The sequence below is a fragment of the Salmonella sp. SAL4457 genome (assembly GCF_046548235.1).
In the GTDB taxonomy this organism is placed as follows: domain Bacteria; phylum Pseudomonadota; class Gammaproteobacteria; order Enterobacterales; family Enterobacteriaceae; genus Salmonella; species Salmonella enterica.
This window is the reverse complement of the sequence record NZ_JBGDZO010000003.1, coordinates 288,336-306,645: the sequence shown is the minus strand read 5'-3', so window position 1 is coordinate 306,645 and position 18,310 is coordinate 288,336. Positions and strand designations below refer to the sequence as shown.

The following is an 18,310-nucleotide window of genomic DNA, read 5'->3' as shown; positions in this document are numbered from 1 at the left end:
GTAAGCGCCTGCGGAGTCGCTGAGTTGCCGCCTTGATGTAGCTCGAATGATTTTGTGTATATACTAATGAAGGGCGGCACAACGCTGATTAGCGGCTTGCGCCTGAGAATGGCATTTGCGTCGTCGTGTGCGGCACAAAGAACAAAGAAGAGGTTTTGACTCATGACAGATAAACGCAAAGATGGCTCGGGCAAATTGTTGTACTGCTCTTTTTGCGGCAAAAGCCAGCATGAAGTGCGCAAGCTGATTGCCGGTCCATCCGTGTATATCTGCGACGAATGCGTCGATTTATGTAACGACATTATTCGCGAAGAAATTAAAGAAGTTGCTCCGCACCGTGAACGTAGTGCGCTGCCGACGCCGCATGAAATTCGTACCCACCTGGACGATTACGTTATCGGCCAGGAGCAGGCGAAAAAAGTGCTGGCGGTGGCGGTCTATAACCACTACAAGCGTCTGCGTAACGGCGATACCAGCAATGGCGTCGAGTTAGGTAAAAGCAACATTCTGCTGATTGGACCGACCGGTTCCGGTAAAACGCTGCTGGCGGAAACGCTGGCGCGCTTGCTGGATGTGCCGTTCACTATGGCGGATGCGACCACGCTGACCGAAGCGGGTTACGTGGGGGAAGACGTCGAGAATATCATTCAGAAACTGTTGCAGAAATGCGACTACGACGTGCAAAAAGCGCAGCGTGGGATTGTCTACATTGATGAAATCGATAAGATTTCGCGTAAATCAGACAATCCGTCCATTACCCGCGATGTTTCCGGCGAAGGCGTACAGCAGGCGTTGCTGAAACTGATCGAAGGCACTGTCGCCGCGGTTCCACCGCAGGGCGGTCGCAAACATCCGCAGCAGGAGTTCTTACAGGTAGATACCTCTAAGATTCTGTTTATCTGCGGCGGCGCGTTTGCCGGTCTGGATAAAGTGATCGCTAACCGTGTTGAAACCGGCTCCGGCATTGGTTTTGGCGCGACGGTGAAAGCGAAGTCCGACAAAGCCAGCGAAGGCGAGCTGTTGTCGCAGGTTGAACCGGAAGATTTGATCAAATTTGGTCTGATTCCTGAGTTTATCGGTCGTCTGCCAGTGGTAGCGACGCTGAATGAACTCAGCGAAGAAGCGCTGATTCAAATCCTGAAAGAGCCGAAAAATGCGCTGACCAAGCAGTATCAGGCGCTGTTTAACCTGGAAGGCGTCGATCTGGAATTCCGTGACGAAGCGCTGGACGCTATCGCCAGGAAAGCAATGGCGCGTAAAACCGGCGCCCGTGGCCTGCGTTCTATCGTCGAAGCGGCGCTGCTGGATACCATGTACGATTTGCCATCTATGGAAGACGTCGAAAAAGTGGTGATCGACGAGTCCGTTATTGCCGGTCAGAGTAAGCCGTTGCTGATTTACGGCAAACCGGAAGCGCAGGCTTCTGGCGAATAATTAAACATTCATACAATCAGTTAGCCAAAAAAGGGGGGATTTTATCTCCCCTTTCGTTTTTCCTGTAAACACGCCGTTGAATGTGTGGGAAACATCCCCATATACTGACGTACATGTTATAGGTGGTATGGAGCACAGCTATACTATCTGATTACCTGGCGGACACTAAACTAAGAGAGAGCTCTATGAATCCTGAGCGTTCTGAACGCATTGAAATCCCCGTATTGCCCTTGCGCGATGTGGTGGTTTATCCGCACATGGTCATACCCTTATTTGTAGGGCGGGAAAAATCTATCCGTTGTCTGGAAGCGGCTATGGACCATGATAAAAAAATCATGCTGGTCGCCCAGAAGGAAGCATCGACGGATGAGCCGGGTGTAAACGATCTTTTCACCGTCGGGACCGTGGCCTCTATTTTGCAGATGCTGAAACTGCCTGACGGCACCGTAAAAGTGCTGGTCGAGGGGTTACAGCGCGCGCGTATTTCCGCGCTGTCTGACAACGGCGAACATTTCTCCGCGAAGGCGGAGTACCTTGATTCGCCAGCCATTGATGAGCGTGAACAAGAAGTGCTGGTGCGTACCGCTATCAGCCAGTTCGAAGGCTACATCAAGCTGAACAAAAAAATTCCGCCGGAAGTGCTGACGTCACTCAATAGCATTGACGACCCTGCACGTCTGGCTGACACCATCGCCGCGCATATGCCGCTGAAACTGGCGGATAAACAGTCCGTACTGGAGATGTCCGACGTTAACGAACGTCTGGAATATCTGATGGCGATGATGGAATCTGAAATCGATCTGCTGCAGGTTGAGAAACGCATTCGCAACCGCGTGAAAAAGCAGATGGAGAAATCCCAGCGCGAGTACTATCTGAACGAGCAAATGAAAGCGATTCAGAAAGAGCTTGGCGAGATGGACGACGCGCCGGACGAAAACGAAGCGCTGAAGCGTAAGATCGACGCGGCGAAAATGCCGAAAGAGGCGAAAGAGAAAGCGGAAGCGGAACTGCAGAAGCTGAAAATGATGTCTCCGATGTCGGCGGAAGCGACCGTGGTGCGCGGCTACATCGACTGGATGGTGCAGGTGCCGTGGAATGCGCGTAGCAAGGTCAAAAAAGACCTGCGTCAGGCGCAGGAAATCCTCGATACTGACCATTATGGTCTGGAGCGCGTGAAAGACCGCATCCTTGAGTATCTCGCGGTTCAAAGCCGTGTAAATAAAATCAAGGGGCCGATCCTGTGTCTGGTGGGGCCGCCGGGGGTAGGTAAAACCTCGTTGGGCCAGTCCATCGCTAAAGCAACAGGGCGTAAATACATCCGTATGGCGCTGGGCGGCGTGCGTGATGAAGCGGAAATCCGCGGTCATCGCCGGACTTACATTGGCTCTATGCCGGGTAAACTGATCCAAAAAATGGCCAAAGTGGGGGTTAAAAACCCACTGTTCCTGCTCGATGAGATCGACAAAATGTCTTCTGACATGCGCGGCGATCCGGCTTCCGCACTGCTGGAAGTGCTGGATCCGGAGCAGAACGTGGCGTTCAGCGATCATTACCTGGAAGTGGATTACGATCTCAGCGATGTGATGTTCGTCGCCACTTCCAACTCCATGAACATTCCGGCGCCGCTGCTGGATCGTATGGAAGTGATCCGTCTGTCCGGTTATACCGAAGACGAGAAGCTGAATATTGCTAAACGTCACCTGCTGCCGAAGCAGATCGAGCGTAACGCGCTGAAGAAAGGCGAACTGACGGTCGACGATAGCGCGATTATCGGTATTATCCGCTATTACACGCGTGAAGCGGGCGTTCGTAGTCTGGAGCGTGAAATCTCCAAACTGTGCCGCAAAGCGGTTAAACAACTGTTGCTCGATAAGTCGTTAAAACATATCGAAATTAACGGTGATAATCTGCACGACTACCTCGGTGTGCAGCGCTTTGACTATGGCCGCGCGGATAGCGAAAACCGCGTAGGTCAGGTGACGGGCCTGGCGTGGACGGAAGTGGGCGGCGATCTGTTGACCATCGAAACCGCCTGCGTCCCGGGCAAAGGCAAGTTGACCTACACCGGCTCGCTCGGTGAAGTGATGCAGGAATCCATTCAGGCGGCGCTGACCGTGGTGCGTGCGCGCGCGGAAAAACTGGGTATTAATCCGGACTTTTACGAAAAACGCGATATCCACGTTCACGTGCCGGAAGGCGCAACGCCGAAAGACGGTCCAAGCGCCGGTATCGCAATGTGTACCGCGCTGGTTTCCTGCCTGACCGGTAATCCGGTGCGCGCAGATGTGGCAATGACCGGTGAGATCACGCTGCGTGGTCAGGTGTTGCCGATCGGCGGCCTGAAAGAAAAACTGTTGGCGGCGCATCGCGGCGGGATTAAAACGGTCTTAATTCCATTCGAAAATAAACGTGATCTGGAGGAAATTCCGGACAACGTGATTGCCGATCTGGATATTCATCCTGTGAAGCGCATTGAGGAGGTTCTGACGCTTGCTCTGCAAAACGAACCGTCTGGAATGCAGGTTGTAACCGCAAAATAGTGACCTCGCGCAAATAGCGCTAATAAAAACAGGGCTGGCAGGCTATTTCGGACTTGCCAGCCTTTTTTTGTATAGCTAATTTAGATGGTTGATTGGGTCTGCCACCATTAACGGGTGTTGTAAGGGCGTGGCAGGCCTGATATAACTGCTGCGCGGTCGTACTTCGAAGGATTCAGGTGCGATATAAATTATAAAGAGGAAGAGAAGAGTGAATAAATCTCAACTGATCGAAAAAATTGCTGCAGGGGCTGATATCTCTAAGGCTGCGGCTGGACGTGCGCTAGATGCGATTATTGCTTCTGTTACCGAATCTCTGAAAGAAGGGGATGACGTTGCACTGGTAGGCTTTGGTACTTTTGCTGTTAAAGAGCGTGCTGCCCGTACTGGTCGCAACCCGCAAACAGGTAAAGAGATCACCATCGCCGCTGCCAAAGTGCCGAGTTTCCGTGCAGGTAAAGCGCTGAAAGACGCGGTAAACTAAGCGTGATCCCCTCGGGGGATGTGACAAAGTACAAGGGCGCATCAACTGATGTGCCTTTTTTATTGGCGATTCGGGACTTTCTGTGCGTTGCGGGCTGACAATTGCCCTCGTTTCTTGTCACAATAGGCTTTTGTGCGCCGCGTTCAGAAAATGCGATGCGCGTGAAGTCTCTATACGCAAATCATTCAGGTTGCGTCGACGCGGCTACTGAGCGAATCACTCGGTAGCCAGCAGAGAAGCCGCCTGAAAGATAAAGTGTAAAGTCACCTACAGCGGAGTGTGGTTACACCATGATGGACAGCTTACGCACGGCTGCAAACAGTCTCGTGCTCAAGATTATTTTCGTTATCATTATCGTGTCGTTCATTTTGACCGGCGTTAGTGGTTACCTGATTGGCGGAAGCAATAACTACGCCGCAAAAGTGAATGGCCAGGAAATCAGCCGGGCACAGTTTGAGAATGCGTTTAATAACGAACGTAACCGTATGCAGCAGCAGTTGGGCGACAGGTATTCTGAACTGGCGGCCAACGAAGGTTATATGAAAAGCCTGCGCCAGCAGGTGCTGAATCGTCTGATAGATGAAGCGCTGTTGGATCAATATTCCCGCGAACTGAAACTGGGCATCAGCGATGAGCAGGTAAAGCAGGCGATTTTCGCCACTCCCGCTTTTCAGGTGGACGGTAAGTTTGACAACAACCGCTATAACGCGATTGTGAATCAGATGGGAATGACCGCCGATCAGTACGCTCAGGCGCTGCGTAACCAGCTTACCACTCAGCAACTGATCAACGGCGTGGCCGGTACTGATTTTATGCTGAAAGGGGAAACCGACGAACTGGCGTCATTAGTCTCTCAACAGCGCGTGGTGCGTGAAGCCGTTATTGATGTCAACGCGCTGGCGGCGAAGCAGCAGGTGACCGATCAGGAAGTGTCCAGCTACTACGATCAGAATAAAGTCCGCTTTATGACGCCGGAACAGTTCCGCGTAAGCTATATCAAGCTGGATGCCGCGACGATGCAGGCACCGGTCAGCGATGCGGATATTCAGGCCTATTATGACCAGCATGTAGATCAGTTTACTCAGCCGGAGCGCATTCGTTACAGCATTATTCAGACCAAAACGGAAGATGATGCGAAAGCGGTACTGGATGCGCTGAACAAGGGCGAAGATTTCGCCACGCTGGCGAAAGAGAAATCTACCGATATCATCTCTGCGCGTAATGGCGGCGATATGGGCTGGCTGGAAGAGTCTGCCACGGTGCCGGAACTGAAAAACGCCGGATTAAAAGAAAAAGGCCAGATATCTGGCGTGATTAAGTCGTCTGTCGGTTTTCTGGTGGCGCGTCTGGATGATATTCAGCCTGCCAAAGTGAAACCGTTAAGCGAGGTTCGCGACGACATTGCCGCGAAAGTGAAACAGGAAAAAGCGCTGGATGCTTACTATGCGTTGCAGCAGAAGGTGAGCGATGCGGCAAGCAACGACAATGAGTCGTTAGCAGGCGCTGAACAGGTCGCTGGCGTAAAAGCAGTTGAAACCGGCTGGTTTAGCCGTGACACCTTACCGGAAGAGCTGAACTTCAAACCGGTAGCCGATGCTATCTTTAATGGCGGTCTGGTGGGCGAAAACGGTACGCCGGGGCCGAATTCAGACATTATCACCGTGGATGGTGACCGGGCTTTTGTCGTACGCGTGAGCGAACATAAACCTGAAGCCGTGAAGCCGTTGGCAGAAGTGAAAGAACAGGTCACTGCCCTGGTGAAGCATAATAAAGCGGAACAACAGGCGAAGCTGGATGCGGAAAAACTGCTGGTCGAGCTGAAAGCGGGCAAAGGCGCGGAAGCGATGAAAGCGGCGGGGCTGAGTTTTGGCGAGCCTAAAACGTTAAGTCGTACCAGTCAGGATCCGGTGAGTCAGGCGGCCTTTGCGTTAAGCCTTCCGACGAAAGATAAGCCAGTTTATGGCGTGGCGAACGATATGCAGGGTAACGTCGTTCTGCTGGCGTTTGACGAGGTGAAAGCGGGCGCCATGCCGGAAGCGCAGAAAAAAGCGATGGTGCAGGGCATCACGCAGAACAATGCGCAAATTGTCTTTGAGGCGCTGATGAGCAATCTGCGTAAAGAGGCGAAAATCAAAATCGGCGACGCTCTGGAACAGCAGTAATCGTCGAGGCGCTTCGCAAAAAATTGCAAAACGTTGTATCCCACAAAGGCCGCTTTCGCGGCCTTTTCCATTTCTGAGAATTGCCGTTTGTTCGTTTTTCTCCGCCCCGCTATCGTGGCTGCACTGTTAACAAACAAGGAGAAAACAGTATGAAACACGGAATTAAAGCACTGCTTATTACGCTTTCTTTAACCTGCGCGGGCATGGCCCATAGCGCGCTGGCGGCGACGCCTGTCGCAAAAAATGCAGCGGTGGAAACAAAAGCGGATACGCCTTCTTCATCCTCCGCCAAAGCGGCATTACCTGCTAAAGCCAGCGATGATGAAGGTACCAGGGTGAGCATTAATACCGCGTCTGCGGAGGATCTGGCGCGGGTGATGAACGGCGTTGGGCTGAAAAAAGCGCAGGCTATTGTGAGCTATCGGGAGGAGTATGGTCCTTTTAAAACGGTGGATGATTTAAAGCAGGTGCCGGGAATGGGAAGCGCGCTGGTGGAGCGTAATCTGGCAGTTTTAACATTGTAATCACTTGCACAGTGGCAAAAATTTGCCAGACTGTAGAGGTCATACCAGTTATGACCTCTGTACTTGTCGTTTACTTATAACAACAACGTAAGGTTATTGCGCTATGCAAACACAAATCAAAGTTCGTGGATATCATCTTGATGTTTATCAACATGTTAATAATGCCCGCTATCTGGAGTTTCTGGAAGAGGCCCGTTGGGATGGGCTGGAAAACAGCGACAGCTTTCAGTGGATGACGGCCCGCAATATTGCCTTTGTGGTGGTAAACATCAATATAAATTACCGTCGTCCGGCGGTATTGAGCGATCTACTGACCGTGACCAGCCAGGTACAACAGCTTAACGGTAAAAGCGGCGTATTAAGCCAGACGATTACGCTGGAGCCAGAAGGGCAGGTGGTGGCTGATGCGCTCATCACGTTTGTTTGTATTGATTTAAAAACGCAAAAAGCGCTGCCGCTGGAAGGCGAATTGCGTGAAAAGCTGGAACAGATGGTGCAATAACGCCTCGCTGTCTGATGGCGTTGAACTTGTCCGGCCTGGCGATATTGACCATGGTGCATATCGCCAGGCCGGATAAGGCGCGTGCGCCGCCATCCGGCAAAACAATCACCTTAACCCGGTTTTTTGCTTCATTGCCGCCATCACCGCCGCTTTATTCGACAGATAATGATTCAGGCCGTTAGCGCGCAGATTACAGGCCGCGCAATGACCACAGCCATCGCCTTTAATGCCGTTATAGCAGGTCAGCGTCTCTTCGCGAACCAAATCCAGTTGGCCCCAATAATCGGCCAGCGCCCAGGTTTCAGCTTTATCAATCCACATTAAGGGCGTTTCGAAACGGATATCTTTCGCCATGCCCAGATTCACCGCGTGATTCAGCGCTTTGACGAACTCATCGCGACAGTCTGGATAGCCGGAAAAATCGGTCTCGCAAACGCCAGTGATCACCGCTTCGGCTTTAACCTGATAAGCGTAAATCGCCGCCAGCGTCAGAAAGAGAATATTGCGTCCCGGTACGAAAGTATTGGGGATACCGTCAGCGTTCGGTTCATAGTCCGGCACCGGAATGCTATCCCGCGTCAGGCTGCTGACCGCCAGTTCGTTCAGCAAAGTGACATCCAGCACTTTATGCGCGCGTGCGCCAAGTTTTAACGCCAGCGCCCGCGCGACATCAATCTCTGCGCGGTGGCGCTGACCATAATCAAACGTGACACAATGCACTTCATCATACTGATGCCGCGCTTGCGCCAGACAAGTGGTGGAGTCCTGACCTCCACTAAATACAACAACGGCGCGTTTCATAGTTATCCTGATCAATGACGAAAGCCAATATGGTAACGCGTACGGATAATCCCGACCAGCTTCTTCACGGCGAAGGCGGCGGAAGCCAGGCTTCGCTAAATTCAAACCAGCCGCGAGGGGTGAGTCGAACGCCGTTAACGCCCGGTGGGGCGCTGATGCGATAGTGATAATTAAATAGTGGCGTAAGTGTGGCGTCATCCATCAGGTTAGCAAAAACTTGTTGTAGCGCGGCGCGGCGATCTTTTTCATTGGGCTGAATTTGCAGAGCGTCAAGCGTAGCCTGCAGATGGGAAAACGCAGGCGCGTCCAGGACATGCGGCCAGATCTGATCGCAACGTAGCCACTGCTCCAGCGTATATTCCGGCGCTTCGCCGATCAGCCTGTCGCCCATCATCAGATCCGCTTGCGCCAACGCAGGGCAGTTATCCCAGTTTTTGGCATTATGAAAAATCAACGTTAACTCACAGCCGAGCGTCGCCAGGTAATGTCGAAGCTGTTCCGCCATCGTATGCAGCTCTACGGGAAGGTGATACGCCAGGGTAAGTTTTTTCGGCAATGGCGTTTCATCAACGTCCTGCCATTGCGGGATTGTCCAGCCGGGTAGCAGCCCCTGACTTGGCATAATCAAGTTCTCATCTACCGGTAAGGTTTTCAGCAGCGAAGTATGATGGATAATATGTATCAGACGCCGCGCCTGCTGTACGTTGAGCCGTGAGCCCTTTTTGAGGGTTAAATAACAAAAGCCAAGACTGATACCACTACTTACCTGACTCAGCGTCGCCAGCTCTTCCGGTTTGCCGATGGCAATCTGCACCGGATGGCGGCAACTGGTGCCCAGATCCTGGGCAAACAGTTGCGGGGTGATCCAGAATTCAATCGCTTTCAGCAGCGGATGGCTGAGGTGATAATGGTCATGACTTTCCAGACGCACCAGTTCCGGCGTGAACAACGCCAGGCAAAAAGGACCGGTGCCGATAAGCGGCAGGTCAGGATGCGCCAGACCGCTACAATAGCTCGCCAGACGATGCGCCAGCCAGTAATCAGGTCGGTGAAGGAGAAAGGTCAGGCACTGAGGATGCGTTACTTCGATCCGTGCGACGCTAATAAACAATTTGCTTAGCGCCGGTAGGGTAAGCAGCCTTTCCAGGCGTTCGTGTAGCTGCGCGGTATCCACCGCATCGCCATTATGCCAGTGCAGCGTGGAGCGAATATAAAAATCCCAGCGTAAACCGTCGGCGGAAACCTCCCAGTGATGCGCCAAATCCCCGCAAGGATATTGACTGTCGCGGTCGAAGCGCGTTAACCCGGAAAAAACTTGCCCTGCGAGATGCTGTTCCGCGCGTCCTGGCAGAAAACCCGGCTGCAGCGGATCAAGCGGACGATAGTAGGGAATACGCAATGTCGGCGTATCGTTTTGCCATTGGCCGCCCATAAAAGGCTGGAGCATCGCCCGTAACTCGCCCGGCGCCAGCTGCGCCAGTTCCAGTACGTTGAGCTGCTGCCCTTTTTCCAGCGCCTGTTCCATCATGGCGGTGCGGAGCGATTCCGGCGTGACCAGAAACTGGAGCCGTCCACGTTTCCCGCGTCCGGACTGCGCCTCCCATCTTAGCCAACCCGCCTGCTGGGCCTGACGCAGCAGCGTTCGCAGATGGCGCTCGCTACAAAAACAGCGTTCGGCCAGTTCGCTAACGGTGACATGTTGCGTTTCCCCGGCGGAAGGCTGCCAGAGGCGTTGATATTGATTAAGCCGATTCAGTAGCCTCATAGAAACCCGGAACACTTCCTTTTATCTGTTCACTATTACTTCCGTATATCTCAGGTAATACTGAACAACAAGTTAACCGCGTCACAGTGTGGAGAAAGAGATGGCCCGTCTGGCAGCATTTGATATGGATGGCACGTTATTAATGCCCGATCACCATTTGGGTAGAGAAACGATCGCCACGCTGGCGCGTCTGCGCGAACGCGATATCACCCTGACATTCGCTACGGGTCGTCATGTGCTGGAGATGCGGCATATTCTGGGGACGCTTTCATTGGATGCTTATCTTATTACCGGTAACGGGACGCGAATTCACTCGCTGGAAGGCGACGTGCTGCATCGTCAGGATCTCGATCCTCAGGTTGCCGATACGGTGATGCACCATGCCTGGGATACCCGAGCCAGTATGCATGTGTTTAATGACAACGGCTGGTTTACAGGCCAGGAGATCCCCGCGCTACTCCAGGCGCACGTCTACAGCGGCTTTCGTTATCAGGTTATCGATATAAAAAGTATTCCGGCCCATCAGGTGACGAAGATCTGTTTTTGCGGCGATCATGACGATCTGATCCGTTTGCGCATTCAGCTCAATGAGGCGCTGGAAGAACGCGCGCACCTCTGTTTCTCTGCCGTCGACTGCCTGGAAGTGCTACCGCTGGGGTGCAATAAAGGATCGGCGCTGGCGGTATTGAGCAACCATTTAGGGCTTTCACTGGCAGATTGCATGGCGTTTGGCGACGCGATGAACGATCGGGAAATGCTGGGCAGCGTCGGGCGGGGGCTCATTATGGGCAATGCCATGCCGCAGCTTATCGCCGCGCTGCCACACCTTTCGGTTATCGGACATTGTGGTAATCAAGCGGTATCACACTTTTTGACGCATTGGCTGGACAATCCGCATCTACCTTATTCCCCCGAATGAGAGATCTCTTCCAGCAAGCCAGACATTCAGTCTGGCTTTTTTTTGGTTTCTAGTCGCCGGTAAGTAATTTTGCGATGGCCGCTGACCACGGCGTCAAATCGCCGATATGGTCGCTAACCCAGGCCGGATGGTAATAGGTATCCAGATAGCGATCGCCGCTATCGCACAATAACGTCACGATAGCGCCGGTTTCTCCAGCCTCGCGCATCCGGGCCGCTAGCTGCAGCGCTCCCCACATATTCGTGCCGGTAGAGGCGCCGACTTTACGGCCTAGCTGCGTTTCCAGCCAGTGTGCGGTGGCAACGCTGGCGGCGTCCGGCACGCGCAGCATCTCATCCACGACATCCGGAATAAAAGAAGGCTCTACTCGCGGACGACCAATTCCTTCAATTTTACTGCCTACCGGGCTGCGTAATGAAGCGTCGCGATCCTGCCAGTAAGGTAAAAAGACGGAATTTTCCGGATCCACCACCATGAGCTGAGTATCATAGCCCTGGCAGCGAATATAGCGCCCAATCGTCGCAGAGGTTCCGCCCGTTCCGGCGCTCATGACGATAAATCGCGGTACCGGATGGGGTTCGTTGCGCATCTGGCGGAAAATACTGTCGGCAATATTATTGTTGCCCCGCCAGTCGGTAGCTCGTTCTGCGTAGGTAAACTGGTCCATATAGTGACCGTTCAGTTCATGCGCCAGCCGCTCGGAGGCGGCATAAATTTCGCAGGCGCTCTCCACAAAATGACAGTGGCCGCCGTAAAATTGAATCTGTTCGATTTTACGTTTTGCGGTACAGGCGGGCATGACGGCGATGAACGGCAGTCCCAGTAAACGCGCGAACCAGGCTTCGGAAATCGCCGTTGAGCCTGATGACGCTTCAATAATCGGAGTGCCTTCTTTAATCCAGCCATTGCACAGCCCATAAAGGAACAGCGAGCGCGCCAGACGATGCTTGAGGCTACCGGTGGGATGCGTGCTTTCGTCTTTCAGGTAAAGCTGGATACCTGGAAATGCCGGCAGGGGCAAACGAATAAGATGCGTATCCGCCGAGCGCTGGTGGTCAGCGTTAATTTCATTAATGGCATTTTTAACCCAATTGCTACTCATCATTAATATCCATTTATCATTTTGTGCCAAGAGTAGCGAAAAGTACGGAAAAAATTGTTGCTATTTGACCTTTAAATTACAATGTAAGGAGAAAAATATTCTCTATGGAGTGGGTATGTTAGATAAAATTGACCGTAAACTGCTTTGCTTATTGCAGCAGGACTGTACCCTCTCTTTGCAGGCGCTGGCGGATGCCGTTAATCTGACGACAACGCCTTGCTGGAAGCGGCTTAAACGCCTGGAAGATGACGGTATCCTGCTTGGCAGGGTCGCGCTGCTGGACCCGGAAAAACTGGGTCTGGGATTAACCGCTTTTGTGTTGATAAAAACGCAGCACCACAGCAGTGAATGGTACTGTCGGTTCGTGACCGTCGTCTCTGAGATGCCGGAAGTGCTTGGCTTCTGGCGGATGGCGGGGGAATACGACTATCTGATGCGAGTTCAGGTGGCCGACATGAAGCGGTATGACGACTTCTATAAACGTCTGGTCAATAGCGTCCCAGGACTGTCAGACGTCACCTCCAGTTTTGCGATGGAACAGATTAAGTACACCACCTCTCTGCCCATTGAATAATTCTCCCGGTATTGCCGGAAATCATATCAGGAAATAACGCGTGCGATTATTTGCTCAATTAAGCTGGTACTTTCGCCGGGAATGGCGTCGCTATCTTGGCGCGGTGGCCCTGCTTATGCTTATTGCGATGCTTCAGCTGATCCCGCCCAAAGTGGTGGGGATTGTCGTGGATGGCGTAACCGCACAGCATTTTACTCTAGGCCGAATAGCGATGTGGATTGGCACCATTGCCCTGATCGCCGTAGTGGTCTATTTGTTGCGCTATGTCTGGCGCGTGCTGCTATTTGGCGCTTCTTATCAATTAGCCGTCGAACTGCGTGAAGATTATTATCGCCAGCTGAGTCGTCAGCATCCCGAATTTTATCAGCGCCATCGGACGGGCGATCTGATCGCGCGTGCGACGAATGATGTGGATCGCGTCGTATTTGCGGCGGGCGAGGGCGTTCTGACGCTGGTTGACTCGCTGGTAATGGGCTGCGCGGTACTGATTGTCATGTCGACGCAAATTAGCTGGCAGCTAACGCTATTAGCGCTGTTGCCGATGCCGATTATGGCGCTGATGATCAAACGTTACGGCGATCGGCTGCATGATTATTTCAAACTGGCGCAGGCCGCCTTCTCCAGCCTGAACGACCGCACGCAGGAGAGTCTGACCAGCATCCGCATGATCAAAGCGTTTGGTCTGGAGGACCGCCAGTCTTCGCTGTTTGCGGCGGATGCCGAAGATACCGGCAAGAAAAATATGCGCGTGGCGCGTATTGACGCGCGTTTTGATCCAACCATTTACATCGCCATTGGCATGGCGAACCTGCTCGCGATTAGCGGCGGAAGCTGGATGGTGGTTAACGGCAGCCTGACGCTGGGCGAACTCACCAGCTTTATGATGTATCTGGGGTTGATGATTTGGCCGATGCTGGCGCTGGCCTGGATGTTTAATATCGTGGAGCGGGGTAGCGCCGCTTACAGCCGCATCCGCGCCATGCTGGCGGAAGCGCCGGTAGTTAAGGATGGCGAAGAGCCGGTCCCGGCGGGGCGTGGCGAACTGACGGCGGCCATTCGTGAGTTTTGCTATCCGCAAACGACGCATCCGGCGCTGGAGAATGTGAACTTTCGTCTTAAACCGGGTCAGATGCTGGGGATATGCGGTCCGACCGGCGCGGGGAAAAGCACAATATTGTCGCTTATCCAGCGCCATTTTGATGTGACGCAGGGAGAAATCCGATTCCATGACGTGCCGTTGACGCATCTGCAACTGGATAGCTGGCGTAGCCGACTGGCGGTTGTCAGCCAGACGCCGTTTTTGTTCTCGGACTCTATTGCCAATAATATTGCGCTCGGACGCCCGGAGGCGACCCAGGAAGATATTGAACAGGTGGCGCGTTTAGCCAGCGTACATGAGGATATCCTCCGTTTGCCTCAGGGCTACGACACGCAGGTAGGTGAACGTGGCGTCATGTTATCGGGTGGGCAAAAACAGCGTATCTCGATTGCCAGAGCGCTGCTGTTGAATGCGGAAATTCTGCTTCTCGATGATGCGCTTTCAGCAGTAGATGGTCGTACAGAGCATCAGATTTTGCATAATTTGCGCCAGTGGGGCGAAGGGCGTACGGTCATCATCAGCGCGCATCGTTTATCCGCGTTGACCGACGCCAATGAAATTATCGTTATGCAACATGGTCATGTTGTTCAGCGCGGCGATCACAATCAACTGGCGCAGCAGATTGGCTGGTATCGCGATATGTATCGCTATCAGCAACTGGAGGCCGCTCTGGATGACGCGCCGGAACGCGGCGAGGAGGCGGTGAATGCGTAGTTTTGGACAGCTATGGCCGACGCTGAAACGGTTGCTGGCGTATGGCTCGCCATGGCGAAAACCGCTCTCTGTCGCGGTGATGATGCTGTGGATTGCGGCGGCGGCGGAGGTTAGCGGTCCGCTGCTGATCAGCTATTTCATTGATAACATGGTGGCCCGCCACCATTTACCGTTGGGCAAGGTCGCGGGGCTGGCGGCCGCCTATGTGGGGCTACAGTTTCTGGCGGCGGGTCTCCATTACGCCCAGTCTTTATTATTTAACCGGGCGGCCGTTGGCGTGGTTCAGTCCTTGCGCACGGACGTCATGGATGCCGCCTTGCGTCAGCCGCTAAGCGCCTTCGACACGCAGCCTGTCGGACAATTAATTTCACGCGTGACCAACGATACGGAAGTCATCCGCGATCTGTACGTCACGGTCGTCGCAACGGTATTACGTAGCGCGGCGTTGATCGGCGCCATGCTGGTCGCTATGTTCAGCCTTGACTGGCGGATGGCGCTGGTGGCGATTTTGATTTTTCCGGCGGTATTGACCGTGATGATCATTTATCAGCGCTACAGCACGCCGATTGTACGCCGCGTGCGGGCATACCTGGCGGATATTAACGACGGCTTTAACGAAATCATCAATGGGATGAGCGTAATCCAGCAGTTTCGCCAGCAGGCGCGCTTCGGCGAACGCATGGGCGAGGCCAGCCGCTCGCACTACATGGCGCGGATGCAGACGCTGCGCTTGGATGGCTTTTTATTGCGTCCGCTGCTTAGCCTCTTTTCCGCGCTCATTTTATGCGGTTTGTTGATGCTTTTCAGCTTTACGTCTGCCGGCACGATTGAGGTCGGGGTGCTGTATGCGTTCATTAGCTATTTGTCACGTCTGAACGAGCCGCTCATTGAACTGACCACCCAGCAATCCATGCTACAGCAGGCGGTTGTGGCGGGAGAACGTGTTTTTGAACTGATGGATCGCCCGCGCCAGCGCTATGGCAGCGATGACAGGCCGTTACAAAGCGGGGCGATTGATATTGATCATCTGTCGTTTGCTTACCGCGACGATAATCTTGTTTTACAGGACATTACGCTCTCAGTACCGTCCCGTAGCTTTGTGGCGCTGGTGGGGCACACCGGCAGCGGGAAGAGCACGCTCGCCAGCTTATTAATGGGGTATTACCCCCTGACACAAGGCGAAATTCGGCTGGATGGGCGAGAGATCTCCTCTCTTAATCATCGCGTTTTACGCCAGGGCGTGGCGATGGTTCAACAGGACCCGGTAGTGATGGCGGATACCTTTCTGGCTAATGTGACGCTGGGGCGCGATGTCTCCGAGGCGCAGGTGTGGCAGGCGCTGGAAACGGTACAACTGGCAGATCTGGCGCGCGGCTTGAGCGACGGGCTGCATACGCATCTCGGCGAGCAGGGAAATACGCTGTCCGTCGGGCAAAAACAGCTATTGGCGCTGGCGCGCGTGCTGGTTGACGCCCCGCAAATATTAATTCTTGATGAAGCGACGGCCAGCATCGATTCCGGCACTGAGCAGGCGATACAGCAGGCGCTGGCGGCGATTCGCGAGCGCACCACGCTGGTGGTTATTGCCCATCGTCTATCGACAATCGTGGAGGCGGATACCATTCTGGTTCTCCATCGCGGCCAGGCGGTGGAGCGCGGGACGCATCAACAATTGCTGGCGGCGCAAGGGCGCTACTGGCAAATGTATCAATTACAGTTAGTTGGCGAGGAGTTAGCCGCCAGCGTACACGAAGAATCCGGCCCTACGGCGTAAGGTTTGGCGCCACAGGGCAAAACCTCGCCCATTATGCACCGTCGTGGTGCGTTTTTCTTTCCCTGCTTCGATTTTGGGGCGCGTCAATATAAAGACGCGCCGCTAACTGCGCTTTTCCTCGCTCGCCAGCTTCTGGCACATCCTTTGCAATATCCATTCTGAAGAGTCCATGCGCGGCGGCAGCCGTTACCTAATTCTGACTGGAGGGTTCTATGAAGCTGGTTACCGTGATTATCAAACCGTTCAAGCTGGAGGACGTGCGGGAGGCGCTTTCTTCCATTGGCATTCAGGGACTGACCGTCACCGAAGTGAAAGGGTTTGGCCGTCAGAAAGGACACGCCGAACTGTATCGCGGCGCGGAGTACAGCGTGAATTTCCTGCCGAAGGTCAAAATTGATGTGGCTATCGCCGACGACCAACTGGAAGAGGTGATCGATATCATCAGTAAAGCGGCTTACACCGGAAAAATTGGCGACGGCAAAATTTTCGTCGCGGAGCTCATGCGCGTTATTCGGATTCGTACCGGCGAAGCTGACGAAGCAGCGCTGTAAGACCCGCCACACAGCAACAGGAAATGAAAAAATGAAGATAGCGATGATAAAAACCACACTGGCTTCACTGGCGCTGCTGCCTGGGCTAACGATAGCCGCGCCAGCGGCTGCCGATAAAGCGGATAGTGCTTTTATGATGATTTGCACCGCGCTGGTGCTGTTCATGACGATACCGGGTATCGCGCTGTTTTACGGCGGATTAATTCGCGCCAAGAATGTGCTGTCAATGTTAACGCAAGTGACCGTCACCTTTGCGCTGGTCTGTATTTTATGGGTGGTGTACGGCTATTCGCTGGCTTTTGGCGAAGGGAATCATTTCTTCGGTAATGCCGATGGGGCGATGTTGAAGAATATCGCGTTGACGGCGGTAACGGGTACGATTTATCAGTATATTCATGTCGCGTTTCAGGGATCTTTCGCCTGTATTACCGTCGGGCTGATTGTCGGCGCGCTGGCGGAGCGTATTCGTTTTTCGGCGGTACTGATTTTTGTCGTGGTGTGGTTCACGCTCTCTTATATCCCGATTGCGCACATGGTGTGGGGCGGCGGCCTGCTGGCTGCTCACGGCGCGCTGGATTTTGCCGGTGGTACGGTGGTGCATATTAACGCCGCTATCGCCGGGCTGGTGGGGGCTTATTTAATTGGCAAACGCGTCGGCTTTGGGAAAGAAGCATTTAAACCCCATAACCTGCCGATGGTCTTTACCGGTACTGCGATTCTGTATATCGGCTGGTTTGGATTTAACGCGGGTTCTGCGGGTAGCGCAAACGAGATAGCAGCGCTGGCCTTTGTGAACACCGTGGTGGCGACCGCCGCCGCGATTCTGGGGTGGATTATCGGCGAGTGGACGCTACGCGGTAAGCCTTCCCTGCTGGGGGCGTGTTCCGGCGCGATTGCCGGTCTGGTCGGCGTGACGCCAGCCTGTGGCTATGTTGGCGTTGGCGGCGCGCTGGTTATCGGCGTTATTGCGGGTCTGGCGGGATTGTGGGGAGTCACCATGCTTAAACGTCTGCTACGGGTAGATGATCCGTGCGACGTATTTGGCGTTCACGGCGTTTGCGGAATAATCGGCTGTATCCTGACCGGCGTTTTTGCCGCCAGTTCGCTGGGCGGCGTTGGCTTTGTCGACGGCGTTACGATGGGACATCAGGTGATGGTACAGCTGGAAAGTATTGCTATTACGGTCGTCTGGTCCGGCGTTGTCGCGTTTGTTGGTTACAAACTGGCGGATATCCTTGTTGGACTGCGTGTACCGGAAGAGCAGGAGCGCGAGGGGCTGGATGTGAACAGTCACGGCGAGAATGCGTATAACGCGTGATTGCGCAACATGCCTGATGGCGCTGCGCTTATCCAGTTTACCGTAGGCCG

The 18,310-nt window shown here is 53.7% G+C and carries 16 protein-coding genes; 12 read left to right on the top strand and 4 right to left on the bottom strand.

What is annotated here, in order from left to right:
* Positions 1-162: 162 nt before the first annotated feature.
* The 6 genes from clpX to fadM all read left to right on the top strand — a co-directional run bounded on the left by clpX (position 163) and on the right by fadM (position 7,643).
* Positions 163-1,434, top strand: a complete 1,272-nt coding sequence (gene clpX / locus ACLJNW_RS12600) for an ATP-dependent protease ATP-binding subunit ClpX (RefSeq protein ID WP_000130314.1) — start codon at positions 163-165, stop codon at positions 1,432-1,434.
* A 185-nt stretch (positions 1,435-1,619) separates the two neighbouring features.
* Complete coding sequence (gene lon, locus ACLJNW_RS12595) at positions 1,620-3,974, top strand: endopeptidase La (RefSeq protein WP_001067723.1); 2,355 nt, start codon at positions 1,620-1,622, stop codon at positions 3,972-3,974.
* Positions 3,975-4,164: 190 nt separating this feature from the next.
* Entirely contained in the window at positions 4,165-4,455 is a 291-nt protein-coding gene (gene hupB, locus ACLJNW_RS12590; protein ID WP_254888479.1) for a nucleoid-associated protein HU-beta, read from the top strand.
* A gap of 290 nt (positions 4,456-4,745) precedes the next feature.
* A complete protein-coding gene (gene ppiD / locus ACLJNW_RS12585) occupies positions 4,746-6,617 on the top strand; it encodes a peptidylprolyl isomerase (protein WP_023203865.1) in 1,872 nt (623 codons plus the stop codon).
* 149 nt (positions 6,618-6,766) lie between these two features.
* Positions 6,767-7,141, top strand: a complete 375-nt coding sequence (locus tag ACLJNW_RS12580) for a helix-hairpin-helix domain-containing protein (protein ID WP_000680322.1) — start codon at positions 6,767-6,769, stop codon at positions 7,139-7,141.
* A gap of 103 nt (positions 7,142-7,244) precedes the next feature.
* Complete coding sequence (gene fadM / locus ACLJNW_RS12575) at positions 7,245-7,643, top strand: long-chain acyl-CoA thioesterase FadM (protein WP_001194543.1); 399 nt, start codon at positions 7,245-7,247, stop codon at positions 7,641-7,643.
* A 105-nt stretch (positions 7,644-7,748) separates the two neighbouring features.
* On the opposite strand, the gene queC is transcribed toward fadM, so the two are convergent.
* On the bottom strand, positions 7,749-8,444 hold the full coding sequence (queC, locus tag ACLJNW_RS12570; RefSeq protein ID WP_000817201.1) for a 7-cyano-7-deazaguanine synthase QueC: 696 nt from the start codon (positions 8,442-8,444) through the stop codon (positions 7,749-7,751).
* Positions 8,445-8,508: 64 nt separating this feature from the next.
* Positions 8,509-10,209 carry an SgrR family transcriptional regulator gene (locus ACLJNW_RS12565; RefSeq protein WP_024154480.1) on the bottom strand — a complete coding sequence of 567 codons (1,701 nt, stop codon included), beginning with the start codon at positions 10,207-10,209 and terminating at the stop codon, positions 8,509-8,511.
* Between the two features lie 100 nt (positions 10,210-10,309).
* Between ACLJNW_RS12565 and cof the strand changes: the two genes are divergently transcribed.
* Positions 10,310-11,128, top strand: coding sequence for an HMP-PP phosphatase (cof, locus tag ACLJNW_RS12560; RefSeq protein WP_000113030.1), 819 nt, complete (start codon positions 10,310-10,312; stop codon positions 11,126-11,128).
* A 49-nt stretch (positions 11,129-11,177) separates the two neighbouring features.
* On the opposite strand, the gene cdsH is transcribed toward cof, so the two are convergent.
* Positions 11,178-12,233 carry a cysteine desulfhydrase gene (cdsH, locus tag ACLJNW_RS12555; protein WP_072209479.1) on the bottom strand — a complete coding sequence of 352 codons (1,056 nt, stop codon included), beginning with the start codon at positions 12,231-12,233 and terminating at the stop codon, positions 11,178-11,180.
* 112 nt (positions 12,234-12,345) lie between these two features.
* Between cdsH and decR the strand changes: the two genes are divergently transcribed.
* The 3 genes from decR to ACLJNW_RS12540 are packed head-to-tail and all read left to right on the top strand — an operon-like array spanning position 12,346 to position 16,391.
* Positions 12,346-12,804: a DNA-binding transcriptional regulator DecR gene (gene decR / locus ACLJNW_RS12550; protein ID WP_000884593.1), complete on the top strand. Its 459-nt coding sequence runs from the start codon at positions 12,346-12,348 to the stop codon at positions 12,802-12,804.
* 40 nt (positions 12,805-12,844) lie between these two features.
* Complete coding sequence (locus ACLJNW_RS12545; protein WP_024154481.1) at positions 12,845-14,617, top strand: SmdA family multidrug ABC transporter permease/ATP-binding protein; 1,773 nt, start codon at positions 12,845-12,847, stop codon at positions 14,615-14,617.
* Entirely contained in the window at positions 14,610-16,391 is a 1,782-nt protein-coding gene (locus ACLJNW_RS12540; protein WP_001256076.1) for a SmdB family multidrug efflux ABC transporter permease/ATP-binding protein, read from the top strand. The genes ACLJNW_RS12545 and ACLJNW_RS12540 overlap by 8 nt, the downstream gene beginning before the upstream one ends.
* A gap of 31 nt (positions 16,392-16,422) precedes the next feature.
* Here the strand turns inward: ACLJNW_RS12540 and ACLJNW_RS12535 are convergent, their stop codons facing one another.
* Positions 16,423-16,548 carry a hypothetical protein gene (locus ACLJNW_RS12535; RefSeq protein WP_016712120.1) on the bottom strand — a complete coding sequence of 42 codons (126 nt, stop codon included), beginning with the start codon at positions 16,546-16,548 and terminating at the stop codon, positions 16,423-16,425.
* A gap of 55 nt (positions 16,549-16,603) precedes the next feature.
* Between ACLJNW_RS12535 and glnK the strand changes: the two genes are divergently transcribed.
* The gene (glnK, locus tag ACLJNW_RS12530; RefSeq protein ID WP_000780341.1) at positions 16,604-16,942 is read left to right on the top strand and encodes a P-II family nitrogen regulator; all 339 of its coding nucleotides are present in this window, start codon (positions 16,604-16,606) and stop codon (positions 16,940-16,942) included.
* Between the two features lie 31 nt (positions 16,943-16,973).
* Positions 16,974-18,260, top strand: coding sequence for an ammonium transporter AmtB (gene amtB, locus ACLJNW_RS12525; RefSeq protein WP_023203862.1), 1,287 nt, complete (start codon positions 16,974-16,976; stop codon positions 18,258-18,260).
* The last annotated feature ends 50 nt before the right edge of the window (positions 18,261-18,310 follow it).